The sequence below is a fragment of the Biomaibacter sp. TOL genome (assembly GCF_059717795.1).
In genome coordinates, this window is record NZ_AP046092.1 from 2,010,116 (window position 1) to 2,029,104 (window position 18,989).

The following is an 18,989-nucleotide window of genomic DNA, read 5'->3' on the forward strand; positions in this document are numbered from 1 at the left end:
ATAATTATAAAAACTAGAAATTTCGGATTTCAGGGTCTTTATCCCGGATTGAAAATACTGTCCGTCTTTTTGGCATCGTATTTGCAAAGAATACTTACAACATGATATGAGGATTTTGTAATTAATTTCTGTATCAAAGGCAGCTTTTTTGAGCCAAAGAGAGGAGCAATTTCGATGAAATCGAGCGATGTAGTGGTGATCGGAGGAGGGGTCATAGGCTGTTCCATAGCTTACCATCTCGCAAAAAGGGGAATTGACGTGACCATCGTCGAAAGGGACGATATAGCTTCGGGAACCTCCGGAGCATGTGATAAGGCCGTTCTTCTGCAGTCCAAAAACCCGGGGCTGCACCTGGAGATGGCCCTTGAAAGCGTCAAGCTGTTCCCCCAACTTCAGAGAGACCTTGATACTGATATAGAGTTTAAGAATAACGGCGGCATGATAGTCATAAAAACTCAAGAACAGTGGCAGGTCATGCAGGAGTTTGTGGAAAGACAGAAAAAAGTGGGTCTTAAGGTGGAACTTCTTGGCCGGGAACAGGCCCTCCAGCGGCAGCCGGCCTTTGCACAGGATATCGTGGGTTCCACATACAGCCCCATGGACGGTGAAGTGAACCCCATTAACCTGACTCTTGGGTTTTTCCGCGGGGCCAAAAAATACGGGGCAAAACCATTGCTTTCTACGGAAGTCAGGGGTATAAAGGTGGAAAAAGGCAGGGTCAGCTCGGTTTTGACCACCGGGGAGGAAATACTCACCAGATTTGTGGTAAATGCCTGCGGTGTTTATGCACCGGTCATAGGCAGGATGGTAGGGATCGATATCCCTATTATCCCGAGGAGGGGACAGATAATAGTGACTGAACCGGTACCCCCTCTCATCCATGGAGATGTGAACTGTGCCAGGTATATAACCGCCAAGTTCAAACCTGAGCTCCTGGGCAATGATGAAAATGCCAGGCTGGGCATCGGGCTTTCACTGGGACAGACCGAAAACGGCAACCTGCTCATTGGGGGCACCAGGGAGTTCGTGGGTTATGACAGGAGAACCACCCACAGGGCCCTCCGGGCCATATTAAAACATGCTGTCAGCCTGGTGCCGGCCTTGAAGGATATCAGCATAATACGCAGCTTTGCCGGACTTCGGCCCTATACGCCCGACGGTCTCCCCATACTGGGAGAGGTTGAAAACCTCAAGGGTTTTATAATGGCTGCGGGCCATGAGGGAGACGGCATAGCCCTTTCGGCCATAACCGGCAGAATAATCTCGGAAATCATAGCCGATGGCCGTACGTCTGTAAATATCGACATGAATAGACTATCTCTTTCGAGATTTAAGGAGGAAGATGTATGGATTTCGGGAAAGTCATAACTGCTATGGTAACGCCGTTTGATGAAAATCAGGCGTTGGATTTTGCGGCTTTTGAAAATCTCATAGAGCACCTTATTAAAACCGGCACCGATACGCTGCTCGTCACCGGCACTACCGGAGAATCACCTACTCTTTCCGATGAGGAAAAACTAGAACTCTTCAAAGCAGCAAAAAATATTGCAGGTACCAGGGCAAAGGTCATTGCCGGCACCGGTTCCAATTCTACCCGGCACAGCATAGAACTTTCGCAAAAGGCGGAAAAAATCGGCGTGGACGGTCTGCTGCTGGTGTCGCCCTATTACAACAAACCCACCCAGGAAGGTCTTTACCAGCATTTCAGGATGATAGCCGAATCGGTGGATATACCGGTGATTTTATACAACGTGCCCGGCAGGACCGCCGTGACCATAGAACCGGAAACCCTGGCCAGGCTTTCGGAAGTGAAAAACATAGCGGCGGTAAAGGATGCGGGAGGCAATCTAGACAAGACCAGCAAAACCAGGGTTCTGGCTCCGGACCTTACCGTCTACAGCGGCGACGACAGTCTTACCCTCCCTATGCTCGCTCTGGGGGCGAAGGGCGTCATCAGTGTGGCGTCCCATATAGTGGGCAGTGATATAAAGGAAATGATTGAGGCCTTTGAAAGGGGGAACCATAAAAAGGCCGAAGACATCCATTTGAAGCTGTTCGATCTTTTCAAGGCACTCTTTGTCATAACAAATCCCATCCCCGTCAAGGAAGCCCTCAACATGATGGGAATAAAAGTGGGAGGTTTCCGTCCGCCGCTCACCCCGGCAGATGAAAAGACCAAAAAGGTGCTGGAAGGTATTTTGAAAGCCCGAGGGCTAATACAATAGAATTCATATATTACTGCAGGTTTTAGCCTGTAAACTAAAATTAAAGCGGCCCGGGATAATCATTTTTACTATAACCAGGCGAAAATTTCGCCGGTGGTTATCGTAGGGATTAGTAGTGTGGCAATACATGTAGAGTACAGGGGGTTATCCCGGGTGCTTTTAACAATAATCATGCCATGAAAGGAGGGACGTACAAAAGTTTATAAATGTAAGTTCAGTTAATTTTCATGAATATTACAAAAAGGAGGTAAATTCATGAGTCTTACGGCAATTGTCTGGATTATCACTATTGTCTTCTGCGGCATTTTTCTATGGATTTCCTTCAAAGTTCAGGACTCTGCTAGCCAGAGTTTTTCCAACTACGCCATAGCCGGTGGAACGCTGCCTTTATACCTCATTCTTTTCACGGACATCGCCACCATCATGGGGGCAGGAAACTTCATAGGCCATGCTGCCCAGGGCTACAAGATAGGTCTCGTCGACATACCTTTCGTTTTCGGGGAACAGGGCTCCAAGATTATTTTCGCCCTCATATTTGCAGGCCTTGCTGGCAGATTCACCTACAATACCCTCTCCGAGATGATGGATGATCTGCTGGTGAGGGATAAAGCCACAAGAGCTATTGTGGGCGTCCTTACCGCCAGTATTATGATAGCCTGGGTAGGAGGCCAGGGCAAGGGGTTGGGCGACATTTTTGCCACCTTCACCGGTGCCAATCCGATTCCCATTATAATGCTCTTCAATGCGGTGTTTATCATATACACCTTCCTGGGCGGCATATATTCGGTGGTCTGGACGGACCTGTTGCAGGGCATCATCGTGGTGGTATTTGCCTTTATTTTCTACGGATTCGCCTTTGCGCCGGTGAATTTCTCTATAAGTGTTCTGCAGCAGAAACTGGCAGAGGTGGGTGCTGCAAACCTGGGAACCCTCAGCAACGTGCCCTTTGCGGTTATACTCAAGAATTTTGTAACAGGATGTTTCGGCATCCTGGCAGCCCAGATTTACTGGCAGAGGTGCTTTGCAGCCAAGGATTCGGGCACCGCTCGAAATGGCATGCTGGTCAGCGGCATTGCAGCTGTTATTTTTGTGAGCATGACAGCCATGGTGGGCCTTGTGACAAAAGTGTTGAATCCCAATCTGGCAAATCCCAATCAGGCCATGCCCTGGCTCATGATGAACTATACTCCCACGTGGGTGCTGGCCGTAGTTTTTACACTGATTCTGGCCGCTGCCATGTCCAGCGCAGACTCCAACCTGAACTCGGCTTCCATAATCCTTGTAAATGACCTCATCAGGCCTTTTGCCCCCAACGAGACCGATAAGGAACTGGTGAATTATGCCAAGGTATTGACTATAATTGTGGGTATTTTCTCCACCCTGGCAGCCATTTACGCTTCGAGCATCATCGGCCTTTTCTCTAAGGCGTACACCATGGCCGGCGGCGGCATCGTGCCGGTGCTTCTGGTGGGTCTTCTGTGGAAGAAAACCGGCGAACCCTTTACAATGGGCACCAAGAATAGCCGCATAACTCCCTGGGGCGCGCGCCTGGGCATAATAGTGGGTTCTGTCGTATCACTGTCAAAATATGGCATACTGTGGGGCGTGGTTATTTCAGCTGTAGTGACCATCGTGGTTTCGTTGATAACTCCCGATGTGTCGGAGCCGGTATCCCCAAGTAATAAAGCAGCTTAGCACTTAAAATAAGAATACCACGAAGAGGGATGCAGTATTGCATCAAAAAATTTGGCGCAAAAAAGCAAGCCGGAGGAGAGATTTCCTCCGGCTTATTTAATTTATTTTTGAAGTATCCGCGCTTAAAGAAACAGGGATTGATGGATGGCTGGTATTGACAAAAATAGATTACAATTGTAATATAAAAATAAACTTACAATTGTAATCCATGGAGGTGTTGATCATATGAAAACATTTCCGCAAATATCCGAGGCTGAATTTGAGGTAATGAAAGTGCTATGGGAACTTAATTGCGCCACAAGTTCACAGATTGTTGACAGATTGTCAAAAATTAAAAAATGGAACCCTAAAACCGTGCATACTCTTATCAGCCGATTGGTAGACAAAGGTGCTGTAAAAGCGGCAAGAAAAACAAACAAAGCCTTTTTATATTCACCCATTATTAATGAAAGCGAGTTCAGGACTCACGCCAGCGAATCTTTTCTGCAAAAAGTCTTTGACGGCTCTTTAAGCCTGATGATAGCCAGTTTTATCAAGGAACAAAAATTGTCTAAACAGGAAATCGAAAACCTTAAAAAAATTTTGGAGGATGAGTCATGATAATGGAAGGAAAGATTTTTAATAATACTGCGGTGAATAAAACTGCAAACATAAATGCTGAGGTTTTTGAAATAGCTAAAAAGTTAAATAATCCGGCAGGATATGGAAATGGCAGCAGATGAGATGGTTTTGATTTTGCTAGAAAGCTCAGAACGAAAAAAATATGGGAAAACGCTTATTTCCGTTCTGGAAAGCTTCAGTTCCCCAAAATTATCTTTAAAGCTAATGGGTATGATGGATGATGCAGAAAATATTGAAAGGAGGCTAAAAATGATAAAAATGACTGATTTGTTTAAAACCAACCGACGGTTATTCATAATAACCGGACTTATATCTGTTGCAATACTTAGTTTTGTATTATTAACAAACCCCATGACCAATACTTCCATACAGATAGGAAGTTATACCGTGCAGCTCCCCGCTAGTCTTAAAGTAAAAACCGATACTCCAGGTTTAATTACTCAAAAAAATACAATTTTTAATTTTACAACCGGGAGTAAAATAATATCATTCAGTGAACTTGAATTTGAAAAAAATAATGTCACTGTAGGTGGAATACAAATAGTAGGCTATGAACCGGGTCAACCGCTTTTTTTGCCAAACCACTCGGAAGTAAAAAGACAGGAAGAAATCAAGGGATTAATTACAAAAGCAGTTCTCGTAAATCTCGATATGAGCCAGCCGGCGGCATCAAATGATACATCCGTCAAAAATGAAAACCATTTGTATCTGATTTTTGAGGAAGATAAAATTGCTTACGATATTTACGCCGACTCTAAATACTTAGACGAAAACCAAATTATAAAAATTGCTAAAAGTTTCAGACTTAGTGATAATTCGGGAGTCATTAAAACAGTAGAATATTTCGGAAGGAATCTGAAGAATGTATATATACTTGATCCTGAAGAATCATGTCGAGAGCAAATAAAAGAAAACTTCAGCGCATATGTGGCACCGTCCCTGCTTGCCGAATGGATAAAAGACCCGTCGCAGGCCCCTGGCAGGTATACTTCCAGCCCCTGGCCGGATAGAATCGAAATAAAAGATATAGAAAAAATTAACAGTAATAAATACATTGTGGATGGTGACATTGTGGAAATAACCAGCGTCCCCAATGAGGAATGGAGGACCGGAATAACCCTTGCGGTTGAAAGATCCGGAAAAGATTGGTTTATTACCGGTTTTAAAATAAACCAGCAGAATACTGTTTGAAAAATGAATCATAAAGTCTGATACAAAAATTTCCTATTCCCTATAAAAACTTATTCAGAATAAGATTTAATATCAGGTTTATGGTGGCTAAATATGACAAACATTGAAGGTTATCTTAAATCTCCCACCGAGCGTGTGGACGACCTTTTGTGCAAAGGTTTGAAAATAATACAGGATAAGAATTCCTACTGCTTTGCCATAGATGCGGTGCTGCTTTCCAATTTCGTGAGGGCGGGCAAAAAAGACCGTATAATCGACCTGGGTACAGGCAGCGGGGTAATACCCATACTGCTTTCGGCAAAAACGGAGGCCCGCGAGATCGTGGGCATCGAGATAGTGGAAGAAGCGGCCGAAAGGGCAATGCGCAGCGTGGGAATGAACAATCTTGTGGATAGGGTGAAGATAATTTGCGGCGACCTTAAAGAAGCGCCGCAGATTTTTGGGCGGGAAAGCTTTACCGTGGTGGTGACGAACCCGCCGTATATGAAGACGTACGATGGAAAAATAAGCCCCAAAAAGGATATAGCCCTTGCCCGCCACGAAGTGGCAGCCACATTGTCGGATGTGATAGGCAGCGCTGCGGCGCTTCTCAGTTTTAAGGGGAGATTTTATATGGTATACAGGACCTGGCGCATGGCGGATGCCATATTCGAACTCAGGAAGAATTCCCTGGAGCCTAAGTTGATGAGATATATCCAGCCGAAAGCATACGAAGGCCCTAACCTTTTTTTGCTGATGGCGCAAAAGGGTGGCGGCCCCGGCCTACGCATTCTGCCTCCGCTGGTGGTATATAATGATGATGGAAGCTATACGGATGAAATAAATAGGATTTACTTCGGTACTATCGGCTGACGGATACTCTGGAAGACCTGCGGGAGCTTGGCGAAAAGGTGAATCAGTGGGCAATTACATCTTCAGCTTCTTCCAATTCGTCCAAAGAACATTGCGAGGCGACTCCGGCGTTGTTCATTAATATATCTATCTTGCCAAATTTATCGATAATGGCTTGTACAGCTGCCTTTACATCCTCTTCTTTTGTTACATCGCATTTTACGGGAAATACTTTTCTCCCCATTGCGGCAACTTCACTTGCTAAAGATTCCAGTCTTTCATATCTCCGTGCCAGTATAGCCAAATCCGCACCGTATTCTGCAAAAGCTTTGGCGATTTGAACGCCTATTCCGCTCGAAGCCCCGGTGACAACAGCAACTTTACCGGTTAAATCAAATAAATTATTCATACGAATATCTCCTCCTGATTCATATCTTCCCACCAGTCCCATCTTAAATATGAATATGGCAAAAATGACATCGGGTCCACTTCCGATAAAACCGTGCCTCTTAATAACACGTTGGTGCTCACTGTATAAACAGCGCCTAACGTTCTCGCCACTTCCAATTCAGCCCATGGATCGTGCGGGGAATCCTGCATACAGATTTCGGCTTCTCCAATTTTAACGGAATGGGTGTCATTGGTCATGGTTTGTTTTACAAGAATGGGTTTTAAGTCAAATCCACTGCCGTCTATTGCCTTAGAATATTTAATATTGAATATTGGAATGCTCTTGCCATAATATTCTGCCAGTATATTTTTCAATTCTTCTTCGTTGAATTTTCCTGTAAGCCTCGCTTTTACATTAAAAAAGTCTATACCGTGGCGACTCACAATTCCCTCGACTGTATCCCCGTTGTTTCTGAGTCTAATCTTTGCCATCTTTTTTGGAAACCCGCAAATTTCCCTGCCCAGCGCCATGCCCATGTCATCAGTTATAGGCATGGACAGACAGTAGTTTCCTAGTTCCCCATTATATTCCGCCAGTATGAATAGGCCGGCTTCACTGTAAGGAGGGCAGAAATTAGTTCTGGGGTAATTGGCGACGAAAGCGCTGACCAAAGGTTTTTTGGCCGGTTTTAAAGGACTGGGTAATATACGTGCGATGATTTCATGCTCTGTTTCCCAGTAAACTGTCAGCATCTCGGCATTGTAAAACGTCGTGGGTTTACTGCCGTACTTCATGATGACGTTTAAATTTTTCACAAAACTTCCCATTGATGTTACCTCCCTTGATTTTTTATTTATAATTGACCAAATATTTGCGAAAAAGCCTAAATGATTTCTTTTCTTATTCTAGAAAATAAGCAGTTTCAAACCCTGTATGGATTGCTTGTGCTATTCTTCCCGGTTTATTAGCATCTCCAAGCACTTTTACTATGGGGAAAATTTTTTCAATTTCTTCGATTAAAGCAAGGTTTTGTTTGACTCCGAGGGATAAGACTACGGCATCTGTTTTTTTGGTTAAAGTCGAACTATCAAGCATATTTTCAAGAACTATTTCATTGTTTCGTATTTCAATGAGCTTCATTGAAGGAAGCATTTCAACATTATATTTTTTAAGTCTGGACGTTATATCAATAAGATTTGGAAGATAAGCATCAGGACCTATTTTATGCTGCATTTCCACAACTGTAACTTTATTTTTACGGGCGGCAAGATATTCAGCCGTTTCAAGACCCGTCATTCCGGACCCTACAACAATAACATTTTTATTTTTTAAAACTATAGTTTCATTCAGTATGTCAAATACTGTGCATACATTTTTATTGTCAATGCCCGGAATTTTTGGGATTATGGGGGAGGCCCCGATAGCAACAAATACGGCATATGGTTTTAGATTTAACAAATCCTGCATCGAGGGTTCTGTATTAAGTCTTATATCTACTTCAAGCTGCTTTAACTGATAAGTAAGGTTGTCAATCAACCAATTTAATTTATCTTTCAAGGGGGGCTTGCTTCCAAGGTATAAACTACCCCCCAACACCCCCTTTTTTTCAAACAAAACAGGCCTGAATCCTCTCTGCGCCAAAACTCTTGCGGCCTCCATTCCGGCAGGTCCTGCTCCTATTACGGCAACGATTCTACCATTGCCATTTTTCTTTAAGCCGCAAAATTCAAGTTCTCTGCCCATTCTTGCATTTACCGCGCATTTTGTTGTTTTTAATTCCATGAGTTCCTGTATGCAGTACAGGCAGGAAATGCATGGTCTGATTTCCATTTCCCTTCCTTCTGCCGCTTTTTTGGCCCATTCGGGGTCTGCAAGAAGCGCTCTGCCCAATGCAACAAAATCTACATTTTTTTCCTTAATAAGGCTTTCGGCAAAGTCCGGTTTTCGTATGACATCACAAGCAATTACGGGAATTTTTACCGCATCCTTGATAGCCTGAGCAAGATGCTTTTTCCACCCCTGAGGATATGATATGGGCTCTATAATGGTATTAACGGATTCATAAGTGCCTGCGCTTACATTTATTGCATCGACACCTATGCTTTCAAGATATTTTGCTGCCTTAACGGCTTCGTCAAGATTAAATCCTCCGGGAACAAATTCGTCTCCATCTATTCTAACGGATATTGGAAAATCAGGACCGCATGTCTGTCTTATCCCGGTAACTATTTCTGTGACGAATCTCATTCTGTTTGTAAAATTTCCGCCGTATTTATCGGTTCTGAGGTTTGTGAGCGGACTCATAAACTGGCCGACAAGATATCCGTGTGCACCATGAATTTCCACACCGTCAATACCGGCTTTTTTAGCGATATAAGCTCCAAAAACAAATTTTTGTACAAGCCTTTCCACTTCGGCAGTTGAAAGTTCCCTTGGGACTTCTTCTACAGCGGATGACATGACAGGGCTTGGCGCAACAATCTGCCTCCCTTCAATCATGTTTGCATGAGTTTGTCTTCCCGGATGATGTAGTTGAAGAAATATCTTTGTATCATATCTATGTACTGCTCTTGCGAGCTTCTCAAGTCTTGGTATATACTTCAGGTCTGTTGCACATAATTGATTGGGGATACCGATACCTGTTTCGTTATCGATTCTTGTTATTTCGGTGATGATAAGGCCGCACCCACCTTTTGCTCTTTCTTCATAGTACCTAATTATTTCATCAGATGCTTCTCCGGTTGATGCAGCAAGAAATGTTCCCATAGCGGACATAACGATTCTGTTTTTAATCTCGAGCTTGCCTATTTTTCCTTTTGAAAAGAGATTTTTATATTTCATATGTCCAACACCTCCGAAATTATTATATAATTGAAAAAAGTAAATTTACATCACATATTCCGCACCCCTTCAAAAAACAAATTAACATTTTTTAATGAACATCTCAAAAAATTTTTCAAAAAAAGCCAAATTGGTAAAAATTGGACTTGTACTTTTTTCAGAATTGTTGTATTATGATAACTGGTGATGTTATGATGAACAAAATGAAAATATTCAACGCAGGCCCAGCACCAGTTATCTCCGCCATATGGGAGCAACTAAATATAGGCAAAAACCTGGATAAACTCTTACCCTGGGATGCTTCCCAGTGCAAATTATCCCCGGGGATAAGAATAAAAGCTCTGGTCATAAACATCCTTGCAACAAGAACACCCCTTTATTTAGTCAGCAGATTTTACCTATACCAGGATCTTGCCAACCTCTTTGGTAAAGGAGTCCTTTTGCAAGATTTAAACGATGACTGCCTTGCAAGAGCATTAGATAAACTTGCAGAATCAAACCCCAAGAAAATAATATCATCCATTATTCTGCAAGCATTAAGCAGCGAGGATATAACCATTACACATCTTCACTCAGATACCACATCTGTAAGTGTTTACGGTGAATATGAAAATCAAGAAGACGATGACCTAAATTCATTCATAAAGCTGGTATGTGGCCATAGCAAAGATCACCGCCCGGATCTAAAACAGCTAAAAATAGGCCTGTGTGTAAATCAAGATGGTATACCGGTATTAGGGCAGCCTCTAGATGGAAATAAAGATGATAAAACATGGAACAATGAATTTATCGATGTCCTGTCAAAAGACCTTGATAAAATTGACTTAACATCCCTCATCTATGTAGCAGATTCGGCTCTAATAACAAAAGATAACCTAAAAAAGATGCATAAAAAACTGTATTTTATTTCAAGATTTCCCGCCACCTTTGAACTGGAGAAAAACCTCATTGACCTTGCATGGAAAAAGAATGATTGGACCTTTATAGGCAAAATCTCCAATCAAAAAAATGCCGCCGAGTATAAAGTTCAGGAATTTATCAGGACAATTGATGACATTAAATACAAGTTTGTAGTAGTTCATTCCTCCAAACTTGATAAAAGAAAGACCAAAAGCATAGATAAAAAACTGGATGAACTATGCAAAACACTTAAAAAAGAAACTCGAGAATTAAGCTCAAGAGAGTTTTTCTGCAAAGCCGATGCTCAAAAGCAAATAGAGCTTTTCAAAAAAGATCATGATAATGAATTTTACCCATTGGACTTTCAAGTAATTGAAAGAACAAAACCTGTAAAAAGAGAAGGTAAGGGCAGGCCCCCAAAGGATTATATACCTCAAACCAAGACAGTATACCAGATAAAATGCACTTTAGGAGAACTCGACAACGATGCCAAGCAAAAAGCTTTAGAGCAGGCCAGCTGTTTTGTACTTATTACAAACAGGCTGGATAAATCTCCTTATGATATTCTAAAAGAGTATAAAAATCAAACCACCGTAGAGACATCCTTTAGATTTTTAAAGAGCCCCATCTTTCTTGATGCCATATATTTAAAGAAGGAAAGCCGAATAGAAGCTTTGTGTTATGTGCTCTTTCTTGCTCTTTTCATCTACCAGATACTGCAAAGGCGTATGAGAAAAGCTCTGGAAGAACAGGGAGAATATATCTTCGTAGCAGGCAAAGTAAAGACTGAAAAACCAACCGGCAATAGGATTCTTGAGTTATTAAAGCCTATACAGACCATAGGCTATGTTGAAGGTGACAAGGAATGCCGGGCTCTTCCCGAGATTCCTAATGAGGAGCCTTTGGAAAAGATACTTTCCCTAATCGGTTTAACGCCGGATATTTATACTTCCATTAGGGAATATCCGCATTATCTCCTTGAATAAGTAGCTCTATTTCAACCTGGTAAAAATTGTTGGTCCATTATATGGAAGGGTGCGAAATGTGGGTTACTAAATACAGATTTTAGAGGAATAAAGAATTGGTGGTGTTTTACACTTTATTGCACTCCCGCTGCCAATACTTTACGAAAATGTCACCTAAGACGGACTAAAAAAAGAGTTAACTATCGTATAAAACGTCACTTCATATATGTATTGGTGTTAATGTCAATCAAAAAACGGGCCACTTGCCGGTCTAATTTGAGAAAGAGGGGTCAGGCTTGAGTGGGTGGGTCTTTCAAATAGGGCAACACATCAGCCAGGAGAATTGTCCGGCGGTGAACAGAGCAGAGAGTTGCCATCGCCCGGGCTTTGATACGCAACCCAAAGGTGCTCTTGGCCGACGAACTCACCGGGAACCTGGACACTGCTACACGGGATAGCATAATGGAGCTTTTGGACGAACTAAACCGGCAAGGTTTGGCGGTGGTCGTGGCCACTCACGACCAGGAAGTCATGGCTCACGCCAAAAGGCGCATCAGGCTGCGGGACGGCGCGATAATTTAGCCCCTAAAAATACAATAAATATTTTGTTGTTTACATATGCAAGTCCGCCATTCAACCCCCTAAATACGCCAGTTAGCGTGCAAAATACGCCAGTTGGCAAAATGCCGGCAGGAAATAAAAAGCAAACGGAGAATATAAAAAACTAGAAGCCATACAAAGACAGAGACTGGGGATTGGTGGCAAACATGAAGCATAATATTTCAATCATGAAAATCGACTTTTAACGATCAAAATACCCTTTCAAACAATATCTATGTAAACCATCGAAAAATAAATACCGGCGATAAGGGCAAACTTGAAATAATATAAAAACATTGTGAAAAGCCAAATTAGCTTTGTAGTTATAGAAAAAGAGCGGAGGTGGATAAAAATGAAAAGTTTCTTTTACGGGATGGTTGTAGAATGTATTATTGGAATTATTTCTCTTATTATGAAAGATAGAGGCTTTTTTATGAAAGCTTCTGGTGCGATTGGCTTCGGAAGTTTAATCATTAGCGGTATTATTTCAGGCTTTATGAGTGAAAATATTTATCGAAGGACAGCAGTGGAGAATGCTGAGGAGAGAAGGACCAGACTTGATTGGTCGGGCAATATTTTTACATTCAGCATACCGGGCATTATAGGTTTTTTATTGACATATTTTTATGCATAAAACATAGTTCTTTGAGCAGCCGATCAATCAAGTCAATGTTCAAAAGGCATTAATATGACAAGAGGGACAGTCGTTCAACTGCTCGCGCCCTTGACACATCTTCGCTGAATAAATTAGAATTAATTAAGGCCATAAGAAAACCTATCTCCAAGCCAGCCTTGAGCTATACAAATCTCCAGAATTTCTCTATTTATTAAATTCATCAATAAATTAGAGCAAGTTAAAAACCACGCACCGGCAAATGATGCTGAACAGCAACAAAATTTGATAGCTAGGGGAATTGTTTTGATGGAAAAAGGCATATTATACCTCTGCCCCACGCCCATAGGCAATCTTGAGGATATTACATTGAGGGCGCTCCGGATTTTAAAAGAAGTGGATTTTATTGCTGCCGAGGACACCAGAATTACTCGTAAGCTGCTGAACCATTATAATATCAAGACACCTCTCGTAAGCTACCATGAGCATAACAAGCAAAAAAAGGGACCGGAGATAATTTCTATGCTTCAGCAAGGAAAAAGCATCGCCCTGGTCACCGATGCGGGCACGCCGGGCATATCGGACCCGGGAGAGGACCTGGTGAGGATGGCGGTGGATGCCGGGATTTCTGTGGTACCCCTTCCCGGTGCAGTAGCCGCGATTTGCGCCCTGGTGGCCTCGGGCCTTTCCACCGACAGGTTTGTTTTTGAAGGATTTTTGCCTAGGAAAAAGAAGGAGAGGGCTGAAAGGCTCAGGGAGCTTGCGGCAGAATCCCGCACCATGGTGCTTTATGAAGCTCCCCATCGGCTGATAAAGACTCTGGAAGACCTGCAGCAGGCCCTGGGGGACCGCAATATTGTTGTAGCCCGGGAGATGACGAAAATCCATGAGGAATTCTTTCGAGGCACTGTCAAGCAGGCTCTAGAGCAGTTTGCGCAAATCCCGCCCCGGGGAGAGCTGGTGCTGGTTATGGAAGGCAAAAAGCCCTGTGAAAAAGCGAAATCCGCAGTTTTGGCGGGCGAGGCTCCGCACCCTGAGGAAAAGCAAAAACAAAGCCCGGCTGGAGCCGAGCATGATATGGATGATGTTAGAAGGTCCTTGAAAGAGAGATTCGAGTATTATGCTTCCATGGGATATTCCAGGAACGAATCCCTGAGAAATGCCGCTGACGAGGCAGGCATTTCCAGAAACGAGGCTTACGATATACTGTTTCGCTAATCATTATCAATGTTTTGCTGGAAATCATAAACCATTTGGGAGATGTCAGCAAGAGTCTCCAGCGATGCCGCTTCCCATCCATTCATAGTGAATACGGCAATGATATACGGCCGTTTCCCGAAAACAATGCCTACATCGTGGAACTTGTCGCTCAAGTTCCAGGCTACATTGTCGCTGTATTCAATGCAAAGGCACGAAAGTTCCCTGAGGGTGTAACTGCCTCCAAAGGGTTTACCCTGGAGGATGCCCGTGACCTGAGTGTAATACTTCTGAGTATAAGTCAGGGTGGTATTCAAATCCACTTTTCCCTCGGCCGCTAGTTCGTAAAGATACAGCATCTGGTTAATATTATGGGGGGGAGGATAAAATGTTCGATATCATTATCAAAAACGGTAAAATCGTAGATGGCACCGGGAGTCCCTGGTTTTATGCGGATATTGCTGTAAAGGACGGGAAAATAGCCGCCGTAGGGAAACTGGAAGGAGCCGAAGCCCGGGAAGTTATTGATGCAAAGTGGCTGGTGGTTTCGCCAGGGTTTATAGACATTCATTCCCATTCGGATCTGGAGCCCATGGTGAATTTCCGGTGCGAGAGCAAGGTGCGCCAGGGGGTTACCACTGAACTGGTGGGAAACTGCGGAGACTCGGCGGCACCAGTTTTCGGCATGGCCTACGACCAGCAGAAGGAATATATAGATGGACATTATGACATCACACCCAACTGGCATACCGTGGACGAATACCTTTCAAAGATGGACAGGGCAAAGCCCAGCATAAATTATGCCACGCTGGTAGGCCACGGCACGCTGCGAAAAACGGTGATGGGATACGAGCGCAGGCCTGCGACAAAGGCGGAGCTATGCCGGATGAAAGACCTCCTGCGGGAAGCTCTGCGGCAGGGAGCCTTCGGCATGAGCACAGGGCTCATATATCCCCCGGGCTGTTTTGCCGACACCGGGGAGCTTATAGAGATTTCCAAAGTGATGGCCGAAGAGGGCGGCATATATACCACCCATATGAGGGACGAGGGAGAAAAACTGGAGGAAGCCGTAGCTGAAGCCATAGAAATAGGCAGAAAGGCGGGTGTCCCGGTGGAGATTTCCCACCACAAGGCCTGCGGTAGGAGCTATTTCGGCAGGGTGGAAAAGACCCTGAAGATGATGGAGGAAGCCCGGGCGGAGGGCATCGATGTGACCTGCGACGTATATCCCTATACGGCAACTTCCACAGGCCTTTCCTCCATCATCCCCGACTGGGCCCATGAAGGCGGCATGCAAAAGCTTCTAGGAAGGATTCGGGATAAAACCCTTCGCGAAAAAATCAAGGAAGAGACTCATCCGGTGCAGATGGCATTGAGCGGCTATGAAAATATACATATATCCTATGTGGGCAGCGAAGAGAACAGGAAATACCAGGGTTCAAGCCTTGCCGACATAGGCCGGGAACTGGAAAAAGACCCCCTTGATGCAGCCCTTGACCTCATTCTGGAGGAAAAGGGGGAGGTGGGCATGATACGTTTTGCCATGGATGAGGAAGACGTAAAGATGGTCTTGTCCCACCGCCTATCCATGATAGGCTCCGACGGAAGCGCCCTGGCGCCCTACGGAGTGCTAGGGAAGGGACATCCCCATCCCAGGAATTACGGCACCTTCCCAAGAGTGATATCCCGGTACTGCCGGGAATTTAAAGCAATTTCCCTGGAAGATGCGGTAAAAAAGATGACGTACCTTCCGGCCTGCCGCATGGGCCTTTCCGATCGCGGACTTTTAAAAAAGGGCATGGCAGCGGACATTGCCATATTCGATTTTGAAAATATAAGAGACACCGCCACTTATGAAAATCCCCATTCTTACCCCGACGGTATAAAATATGTCATCGTGAATGGTATCACGGTCATCAGAAATGGCGATCATACCGGCGAACGCCCTGGGAAAGCATTGAGAAGGTAAAAACAAAAATGACAGCGCAAAAAGGCACAGAGATGAAGCATGAATTTGAGAGCCAGAGAAATAAAAAGCTACAGGGCGTAATAAAAAAATAGTTTCGCAAAACGGGGCTGGACAAACACAAACCTGATATTGTATAGTAGACTTGGAAAGGTAGGTATCCAAGTCATGGACAATACAATCAGGGTATTTTCCGGCAGGGCATTTGCACCTGAAGATATCGAAATAATAAAATGGGCAAGAAAAACATATCCAAACCTGCCCAGATATGAATTTGCAGCCACCGTTTGCGAACTGCTGGGCTGGACCACTCCAGCCGGAAATGCAAAAATGATCCAATGTGCAGCTTTTTTAGAAAAACTTGAGGCGGAAGGAATTATACAATTACCGCCGGTAGACACCAAAAAACAAAATAAATGCCGAGTACGAAGGAAAGAATTTGAGTTTGACACAAGAGAGCTAAAAGGAAATATTGGTGATTATGAGCCAGTCAGGCTTGTGATTGCAAAACCCGGCGAGGACTTAAAACGCTGGCGTGCATACATAAACCAGTATCATATCCTGAAAGACAAACAAGTATTTGGCTCCAGGCTCCAATACTTTGTAAAGTCAGGTGATACAGAACTTGGATGCATGCAGTTTTCAGCCGCTGCCTGGGCTTTGAAAGAACGTGACAAATGGATCGGGTGGACAAAAGAAGACAAAAAGGTCAGACTTCACCTAATCATAAACAACAGCCGGTTTCTAATCTTTCCCTGGGTACACATCAAGAATCTGGCGAGCAAGGCTTTATCTTTGGCGGCAAAGCAAATCCAAGAAGACTTTCTTAGGGAATATTGCTATGCGCCGGTATTACTGGAGACATTTGTAGACACCGAGAAATATCAAGGGATATCGTATAAGGCATCAAACTGGATATATCTTGGCAAGACAAAAGGATCTGGCCGCACCGGGAAAGAAGGCACACTATCAAAAAAAGCAATATTCGTATATCCCTTGCAGGCCGACTTTAAAGAATGCCTCAAAGGGGAAAAGCCGTATAAGGTGGTGGCGCCCCAATGAGTCATAGAGAAAAGAAAATCCAAGAAAGAAAAACAAGAGAGGCCAAGATTGAAGAGCAAATCAAAAATGGCACCATAACACGAGTAACATATGAAGAAAAAAAGAAAAAACCGGCCATACCCAACCGATTAAGCCCTTTTACAACATCGGAAGAAGAATTAAAAGACAGGCAGGAAACGGTTGAAAAGACAGTGACGGTCTACTACCGGATGCTGTCGGATTTACTGCCCAAGCTTTCCCGTATACAAGACCCGAGAAAACCCGGCAAGATTAAACATAAAATGAAAGTATTAATAATCTACGGCATATTAATATCCATGTATCAAATTGGCTCCAGACGCAAAGCCAACCAGACGATAAGCCGACCGGTGTCCTTTGACAATCTCAAAGCAATGTTTCCCGAACTTGAGACCATACCCCATGCAGACACTCTGGCCAGGCTTTTAGAAAAACTTGAAGCATCACAAATTCTAGAGTGTATGATTGGATTACTAAAAGACCTGATACGAAACAAAAAGTTTAGGAACTTCATGCATAAAAAACGCTTCTTGATTGCTATCGACGGCACGCAAAAATTTTTCCGCGACTGCGATGGAATTACACTGCCAGTGATGAGCGAATTCATAGAAAATAACGAGAACAATAAAGAAGAAAGCAAACAGGACTGTGAACGCAAAGGCTTTTACCGCATGGCGGAGAAATTGAAAAAAATATTCCGTAAAACAAAACTGTCAATAATTGCTGATGGTCTTTATGCCTGTGGCCCCGTTATCACAACATGCAGGAAGTACGGCTGGGACTATATGATAGTATTAAAAGAAGACAGCATGCCTACAGTCTGGAAAGAAGCCCTGGCATTGATGAAAATAAACCCTGAAGACCGCATAAGATGTCATTGGGGAAACCGTAAGCAGGTCTATTCATGGGCCAATGGGATTGAATATGAATATATGGCGGAAAAAGTGAAAAAGAAGGAAATCCTCAATGTAGTCATCTGCTATGAAACCTGGGAAGAAGACCACTCAAGAACTTCAGGAGAAAAAGAAGAAAAACACACACGGTATGCCTGGTTATCATCGCATCAAATCAATCATAAGAACGTGTTTTTCAGATGTACCAAAATAGGCCGGTACAGGTGGAAGATTGAAAACAACATATTAGTTGAAAAACATCAGGGGTATGAATATGAGCACTGTTTTTCATACTCATGGAATGCAATGAAAGGCTTCCATTATCTGATGAAGATAGGCCACTTTTTAAATGTACTGGCACTAAACAGCGAATTACTTGCAGACAAAGTTAAAGAACTTGGGATACGGGGTTTTATCAAATATCTGACGCTTGCATGTGAAGGTTCTGTGCTGGATAAGAATCGGATTAAAGAAGCAAGAGAAAAGAAATTTATGTGGAAATTGGAGCTTGTAGCATAAAAAAACATATAACCGCTGAAAATACAAAAGTTCAATCCAGGTCGGTAGTTCCGGCTTTTTTGGCATGCCTGTATTTCTATTGTGCTACTGGATTCGGGAGGCAATTTATACTTCATTTGATAATGGATGCGGACTTATGGTGGAATTTCAACCTTCATAGTCTAAAAAAATGAACTATTTAGGGTAGAATTCATGAAAAATAATTTTCGTGCTTCAGCTCTGAAAAAGGCAATGTTTTGTTGACATTTTAAAATATGGTGATATAATATTAAACAATATAAAATATTTTATGTGAAAAGCTTTGATGGGGAAGAGTAAGAACTGCCACGGCGAAAAGAGAGGGAGACTCACCGGCTGAGAGGTTTCCCGCGCAAACGGCATTCCGAACCCGCCCCGGAGCTTCTGGCGATGAGCCTGAACGGGTTTCCCCGCCGTTAAAAAGGGGAGGGTATAACTCCGTA

At 43.5% G+C, this 18,989-nt stretch carries 18 protein-coding genes; 14 read left to right on the forward strand and 4 right to left on the reverse strand.

Going from position 1 to position 18,989, the window contains the following annotated elements; translation table 11 throughout:
• The first annotated feature begins 174 nt into the window (after nt 1-174).
• The 7 genes from AC6I1H_RS10100 to AC6I1H_RS10130 all read left to right on the forward strand — a co-directional run bounded on the left by AC6I1H_RS10100 (nt 175) and on the right by AC6I1H_RS10130 (nt 6,584).
• Nucleotides 175-1,368 carry an NAD(P)/FAD-dependent oxidoreductase gene (locus tag AC6I1H_RS10100; protein ID WP_497737469.1) on the forward strand — a complete coding sequence of 398 codons (1,194 nt, stop codon included), beginning with the start codon at nt 175-177 and terminating at the stop codon, nt 1,366-1,368.
• Entirely contained in the window at nt 1,347-2,225 is an 879-nt protein-coding gene (dapA, locus tag AC6I1H_RS10105; RefSeq protein ID WP_497737470.1) for a 4-hydroxy-tetrahydrodipicolinate synthase, read from the forward strand. The genes AC6I1H_RS10100 and dapA overlap by 22 nt, the downstream gene beginning before the upstream one ends.
• 255 nt (nt 2,226-2,480) lie before the next feature.
• Nucleotides 2,481-3,920, forward strand: coding sequence for a sodium:solute symporter family protein (locus AC6I1H_RS10110; protein ID WP_497737471.1), 1,440 nt, complete (start codon nt 2,481-2,483; stop codon nt 3,918-3,920).
• Nucleotides 3,921-4,145: 225 nt separating this feature from the next.
• Complete coding sequence (locus AC6I1H_RS10115; protein ID WP_497737472.1) at nt 4,146-4,520, forward strand: BlaI/MecI/CopY family transcriptional regulator; 375 nt, start codon at nt 4,146-4,148, stop codon at nt 4,518-4,520.
• Nucleotides 4,517-4,642, forward strand: coding sequence for a hypothetical protein (locus tag AC6I1H_RS10120; RefSeq protein WP_497737473.1), 126 nt, complete (start codon nt 4,517-4,519; stop codon nt 4,640-4,642). The genes AC6I1H_RS10115 and AC6I1H_RS10120 overlap by 4 nt, the downstream gene beginning before the upstream one ends.
• A complete protein-coding gene (locus AC6I1H_RS10125; RefSeq protein ID WP_497737474.1) occupies nt 4,629-5,732 on the forward strand; it encodes a M56 family metallopeptidase in 1,104 nt (367 codons plus the stop codon). Before AC6I1H_RS10120 ends, AC6I1H_RS10125 begins: the two co-directional genes overlap by 14 nt.
• Nucleotides 5,733-5,825: 93 nt before the next feature.
• A complete protein-coding gene (locus AC6I1H_RS10130) occupies nt 5,826-6,584 on the forward strand; it encodes a tRNA1(Val) (adenine(37)-N6)-methyltransferase (RefSeq protein WP_497737475.1) in 759 nt (252 codons plus the stop codon).
• A gap of 43 nt (nt 6,585-6,627) precedes the next feature.
• On the opposite strand, the gene AC6I1H_RS10135 is transcribed toward AC6I1H_RS10130, so the two are convergent.
• The 3 genes from AC6I1H_RS10135 to AC6I1H_RS10145 form a co-directional block, all read right to left on the reverse strand.
• Nucleotides 6,628-6,972 carry an SDR family NAD(P)-dependent oxidoreductase gene (locus AC6I1H_RS10135; protein WP_497737476.1) on the reverse strand — a complete coding sequence of 115 codons (345 nt, stop codon included), beginning with the start codon at nt 6,970-6,972 and terminating at the stop codon, nt 6,628-6,630.
• A complete protein-coding gene (locus AC6I1H_RS10140) occupies nt 6,969-7,781 on the reverse strand; it encodes an acetoacetate decarboxylase family protein (RefSeq protein ID WP_497737477.1) in 813 nt (270 codons plus the stop codon). The genes AC6I1H_RS10135 and AC6I1H_RS10140 overlap by 4 nt, the downstream gene beginning before the upstream one ends.
• A 73-nt stretch (nt 7,782-7,854) precedes the next feature.
• Nucleotides 7,855-9,795 (reverse strand): oxidoreductase, encoded by a 1,941-nt coding sequence (locus AC6I1H_RS10145; protein WP_497737478.1) that lies wholly within the window; start codon nt 9,793-9,795, stop codon nt 7,855-7,857.
• 194 nt (nt 9,796-9,989) lie between these two features.
• On the opposite strand from AC6I1H_RS10145, the gene AC6I1H_RS10150 reads away from it, so the two are divergent.
• From AC6I1H_RS10150 to rsmI, 4 genes are all read left to right on the forward strand, one after another.
• Nucleotides 9,990-11,681, forward strand: coding sequence for an IS1634 family transposase (locus AC6I1H_RS10150; RefSeq protein ID WP_497737479.1), 1,692 nt, complete (start codon nt 9,990-9,992; stop codon nt 11,679-11,681).
• A 390-nt stretch (nt 11,682-12,071) separates the two neighbouring features.
• Entirely contained in the window at nt 12,072-12,242 is a 171-nt protein-coding gene (locus AC6I1H_RS10155) for a hypothetical protein (RefSeq protein WP_497737480.1), read from the forward strand.
• Nucleotides 12,243-12,612: 370 nt separating this feature from the next.
• Nucleotides 12,613-12,894, forward strand: coding sequence for a DUF5316 family protein (locus tag AC6I1H_RS10160; RefSeq protein ID WP_497737481.1), 282 nt, complete (start codon nt 12,613-12,615; stop codon nt 12,892-12,894).
• A 288-nt stretch (nt 12,895-13,182) separates the two neighbouring features.
• Nucleotides 13,183-14,091, forward strand: coding sequence for a 16S rRNA (cytidine(1402)-2'-O)-methyltransferase (gene rsmI / locus AC6I1H_RS10165; RefSeq protein ID WP_497737482.1), 909 nt, complete (start codon nt 13,183-13,185; stop codon nt 14,089-14,091).
• Here the strand turns inward: rsmI and AC6I1H_RS10170 are convergent.
• Nucleotides 14,088-14,429, reverse strand: a complete 342-nt coding sequence (locus tag AC6I1H_RS10170; RefSeq protein WP_497737483.1) for a serine hydrolase — start codon at nt 14,427-14,429, stop codon at nt 14,088-14,090. The two genes, rsmI and AC6I1H_RS10170, sit on opposite strands and share 4 nt — an antisense overlap.
• A gap of 29 nt (nt 14,430-14,458) precedes the next feature.
• Here AC6I1H_RS10170 and AC6I1H_RS10175 point away from each other — a divergent pair, with 29 nt between their 5' ends.
• The 3 genes from AC6I1H_RS10175 (at nt 14,459) to AC6I1H_RS10185 (ending at nt 18,528) form a co-directional block, all read left to right on the forward strand.
• A complete protein-coding gene (locus AC6I1H_RS10175) occupies nt 14,459-16,039 on the forward strand; it encodes an N-acyl-D-amino-acid deacylase family protein (protein WP_497737484.1) in 1,581 nt (526 codons plus the stop codon).
• Nucleotides 16,040-16,204: 165 nt separating this feature from the next.
• Nucleotides 16,205-17,098 (forward strand): Druantia anti-phage system protein DruA, encoded by an 894-nt coding sequence (locus tag AC6I1H_RS10180; protein ID WP_497737485.1) that lies wholly within the window; start codon nt 16,205-16,207, stop codon nt 17,096-17,098.
• The gene (locus AC6I1H_RS10185) at nt 17,095-18,528 is read left to right on the forward strand and encodes a transposase family protein (RefSeq protein WP_497737486.1); all 1,434 of its coding nucleotides are present in this window, start codon (nt 17,095-17,097) and stop codon (nt 18,526-18,528) included. Before AC6I1H_RS10180 ends, AC6I1H_RS10185 begins: the two co-directional genes overlap by 4 nt.
• Nucleotides 18,529-18,989: the final 461 nt, after the last annotated feature.

Bases quoted from the DNA above. Each gene is read 5' to 3' on its own strand.
- AC6I1H_RS10175 (WP_497737484.1), top strand. From the start codon at position 14,459: ATGTTCGATATCATTATCAAAAACGGTAAAATCGTAGATGGCACCGGG.
- AC6I1H_RS10135 (WP_497737476.1), bottom strand. From the start codon at position 6,972: ATGAATAATTTATTTGATTTAACCGGTAAAGTTGCTGTTGTCACCGGG.
- AC6I1H_RS10100 (WP_497737469.1), top strand. From the start codon at position 175: ATGAAATCGAGCGATGTAGTGGTGATCGGAGGAGGGGTCATAGGCTGT.
- AC6I1H_RS10120 (WP_497737473.1), top strand. From the start codon at position 4,517: ATGATAATGGAAGGAAAGATTTTTAATAATACTGCGGTGAATAAAACT.
- AC6I1H_RS10145 (WP_497737478.1), bottom strand. From the start codon at position 9,795: ATGAAATATAAAAATCTCTTTTCAAAAGGAAAAATAGGCAAGCTCGAG.
- AC6I1H_RS10170 (WP_497737483.1), bottom strand. From the start codon at position 14,429: ATGCTGTATCTTTACGAACTAGCGGCCGAGGGAAAAGTGGATTTGAAT.
- AC6I1H_RS10140 (WP_497737477.1), bottom strand. From the start codon at position 7,781: ATGGGAAGTTTTGTGAAAAATTTAAACGTCATCATGAAGTACGGCAGT.
- AC6I1H_RS10180 (WP_497737485.1), top strand. From the start codon at position 16,205: ATGGACAATACAATCAGGGTATTTTCCGGCAGGGCATTTGCACCTGAA.
- AC6I1H_RS10125 (WP_497737474.1), top strand. From the start codon at position 4,629: ATGGCAGCAGATGAGATGGTTTTGATTTTGCTAGAAAGCTCAGAACGA.
- AC6I1H_RS10130 (WP_497737475.1), top strand. From the start codon at position 5,826: ATGACAAACATTGAAGGTTATCTTAAATCTCCCACCGAGCGTGTGGAC.
- dapA (WP_497737470.1), top strand. From the start codon at position 1,347: ATGGATTTCGGGAAAGTCATAACTGCTATGGTAACGCCGTTTGATGAA.
- AC6I1H_RS10185 (WP_497737486.1), top strand. From the start codon at position 17,095: ATGAGTCATAGAGAAAAGAAAATCCAAGAAAGAAAAACAAGAGAGGCC.
- AC6I1H_RS10160 (WP_497737481.1), top strand. From the start codon at position 12,613: ATGAAAAGTTTCTTTTACGGGATGGTTGTAGAATGTATTATTGGAATT.
- AC6I1H_RS10150 (WP_497737479.1), top strand. From the start codon at position 9,990: ATGAACAAAATGAAAATATTCAACGCAGGCCCAGCACCAGTTATCTCC.
- AC6I1H_RS10115 (WP_497737472.1), top strand. From the start codon at position 4,146: ATGAAAACATTTCCGCAAATATCCGAGGCTGAATTTGAGGTAATGAAA.
- rsmI (WP_497737482.1), top strand. From the start codon at position 13,183: ATGGAAAAAGGCATATTATACCTCTGCCCCACGCCCATAGGCAATCTT.
- AC6I1H_RS10110 (WP_497737471.1), top strand. From the start codon at position 2,481: ATGAGTCTTACGGCAATTGTCTGGATTATCACTATTGTCTTCTGCGGC.